General features: G+C 70.5%; 3 protein-coding genes. All 3 read left to right on the forward strand.

Annotated features, from left to right (window positions below; all coding sequences use genetic code 11):
* The first annotated feature begins 35 nt into the window (after positions 1–35).
* Positions 36–848 carry an SDR family NAD(P)-dependent oxidoreductase gene (locus KUTG_RS46600; protein ID WP_369794682.1) on the forward strand — a complete coding sequence of 271 codons (813 nt, stop codon included), beginning with the start codon at positions 36–38 and terminating at the stop codon, positions 846–848.
* Positions 845–1,756, forward strand: a complete 912-nt coding sequence (locus KUTG_RS46605; protein ID WP_043726342.1) for an alpha/beta hydrolase — start codon at positions 845–847, stop codon at positions 1,754–1,756. Before KUTG_RS46600 ends, KUTG_RS46605 begins: the two co-directional genes overlap by 4 nt.
* 286 nt (positions 1,757–2,042) lie before the next feature.
* Positions 2,043–2,853: hypothetical protein (locus tag KUTG_RS62530; RefSeq protein ID WP_043726344.1), on the forward strand; the 811-nt coding region annotated here is incomplete at its 3' end.

A 2,853-nucleotide genomic window follows, 5' to 3' on the forward strand; every position in this document is an offset into this window, starting at 1 on the left:
ACCATGAGCACGGGATTCACGGGCAAGGTAGCGGGATCACCGGCGCCGGCTCGGGCATCGGCCGCGCGCTGGCCGTGGACCTGGCCGCCCGCGGCGCCCGGCTCGCACTGTCCGATGTGGACCGTGACGGGCTGGAGGCGACCGCGGTGCGGTGCGAGGCCCGCGGCGCCGAGGTGCGCACGGACCAGCTCGACGTCACCGAACGCGAGGCCGTGCTGGCCTACGCGGCGGCGACGAGGGCGCATTTCGGCGTGGTAAACCAGGTCTACGCCAACGCCGGCATCGCCTACTACGGCGAGGTGGCGCGGGAGGAGTTCAAGGACATCGAGCGGGTGCTCGACGTGAACTTCTGGGGCGTGGTCAACACGGCCAAGGCCTTCCTCCCGCACCTGATCGACTCCGGCGACGGGCACGTGGTCGCCGTGTCCAGTCTGTTCGGCCTGATCACGCTGCCGGGGCAGAGTTCGTACTCGGCGTCGAAGTTCGCCGTGCGGGGGTTCACCGAGTCGCTACGGCAGGAGATGCTCGTGGCCCGGCATCCGGTGCGGGTCAGCTGCGTGCACCCGGGCGGGATCAGGACGTCGGTGGCCCGCAGCGCGGGCGTGGCCGACGGGCTCGACCCGGACTCGGTGGCGCGGGTCTTCGACCGGCGGATGGCCTTGCACAGCCCGGAAATGGCCGCCAGGACGATCCTCACGGGCGTGCGGCGGCAGCGGGCGCGGATTCTCATCGGCGGCGAGGCCAAGCTGTTCGACCTGCTCAACCGGGTCACGCCGATCGGCTCGCAGCGGTTCTGGGCCTGGTACTCACGGTTCCTCGCCGTGGCGCCGCGCAAGCAGGCGTCGTGAACCGGCCGTCGATCCCGCTGCCGCTGGCCCGCGTGCTGCTGCATCCCTTCTACCGGCTGACCTTCCAGCGGCGGTTGCCGTGGAAGGTGCAGCGGCTGCTGCTCGACGTCGCGGCGCGCACGCAGCCGATGCCGCCCGGGGCCACCACGCGCACGCTGTGGCTCGGCGAACGGCGGGCCGAGGTCGTGTCCGCGGGGGAGACGGCCGGGCCCGGAGCGGTGCTGTACCTCCATGGCGGCGGGTACACCGTGGGTTCGATCGCCACGCACCGGTCGCTGGCCGCGCACCTGGCCCGGGCGGCTGCGCGGCCGGTCTACCTGCTGGATTACCGGCTCGCGCCCGAGCACTCCTGCCCGGCCCCGGTGCAGGACGCGGTGGCGGCCTTCGACGCACTGGGCCGGACCGGGTACGCGCCCGGCACGATCGCGCTGGCCGGCGACTCCGCAGGAGGCGGCATCGCGCTCGCCGCCGCGCAGGCCATCGTCGCGCGGGGCGGCGTGCAGCCCGCCGCGCTGGTGCTGCTCTCGCCGTGGGCGAACCCGGCCAAGCGGGCCTCGCGGCACCGCGACCTGGTGGTCAACCGGCCGTGGGGCTTCGCCTGCGCGGACGCCTACCGCGGCGACGGCGATCCGGTCGACCCGGTGTACGCGCCGCAGCTGGGCCCGATGGCCGGGCTGCCACCGACGTATCTGCACGCCGGGCTGCGGGAAATGCTCTACGACCAGTGCCTGCAACTCGCGGTCCTGCTGCGTCGGGCCGGAATTCAACTGCGTTATGTGGAAAGCCCGGATCTCTGGCACGCCGGTCAGGTTCAGGCCGGTCTCGTCCGCGCTGCCGCCGATTCGCTGGAGGACGTCGGTGATTATCTCCGTCGAATATTCGACACGTCGAAATCGATAATTTCCTGAGTGTTCGAACCCGGATAATCGAGGATGGCTCGGTTCTGGTTAACGCCCCGTCGACGTCACGAAACGAGGTCGGGCAACCGTGACCTGGGTCACGCGAGGGGGCTGCCCGTAAGGGCGGGCTTTTAGTGGGCCCAACCCCTGTGTGGTCACGCCGTCCCCCACCGGGGACGATTCGAGATCGATCTTGAAAAGAGCAAGGGGAGCAGGGGTTTGGGCGGATGACGCGCCCTTGCGCGTGTGCTTTACTGGCTGAGCGTTGACCACGTCGGGGGAAGTGGGTTGACCTATGAGCCATGGGGAAAGTCGGGCCGCGCCGGACGCCGTCGGGGAAGCGGCGCCGTCGCTGGTCAGCGACGTCCTGTACCTGATCGCGGCCCTGCGCGCGGACATTTCCGAGCCCGATGCGTTCCGATTGGTGAGCGAGGCTGGAATCCATCTGATCAGGGGCGATCTGGAGCCGTCGCTGGCCCTGATCGACAAGGCGCTCCAGCGGCTCGACCCGGACGGGGGCGGCTATCTGGACGTGCTCGCGCTGCGCATGTTCCTGCTCGAGTTCGTCGACCGGGGCTCGGACCGATGGAAAACCTACGGCGCCGGCCAGGTCACCCCGGCCGCCGGCCCGCCGCGCATTGTCTCGCTCTGCATACAGTCGAATATCCAATGGCATTCCGGCAACCTTTTCGACGGCCTGATGCTCAATCGGAGCGCGATTCACAGCGTCGACCGCGAGACGCCGGTGTGGAACCTGTACGCGCAGCTGCTGCTGGCCAAGAAGCTGTCCGACATCCACATCGCCGACCAGGCGGCCGGCGTCGTCACGACCATCCAGAACCTGGTGGACAGCGCCGGCCTGCACGCGTTCGGGGCGCTGGTGCCGTCGCTGCGGTCACTGCTCGACCTCCAGGCCGGCCGGTACGACGAGGCGCTGGAGCAGGTCGACGAGACCGTCGCCACGGCGGCCGAGCGGGCCTGCACGGCCGGCGTCAAGCTCGCGCTGTCGGTGGCCGCCACGGTGTACCTGGCTCGCAACGAGCCCGGCCGCGCGGCCGAGGCGCTGCACGCCTACCACACCAACACCACCGACTACGAGCTGCCGG

Origin of the sequence: Kutzneria sp. 744, assembly GCF_000568255.1 — a bacterium.
GTDB lineage: Bacteria > Actinomycetota > Actinomycetes > Mycobacteriales > Pseudonocardiaceae > Kutzneria.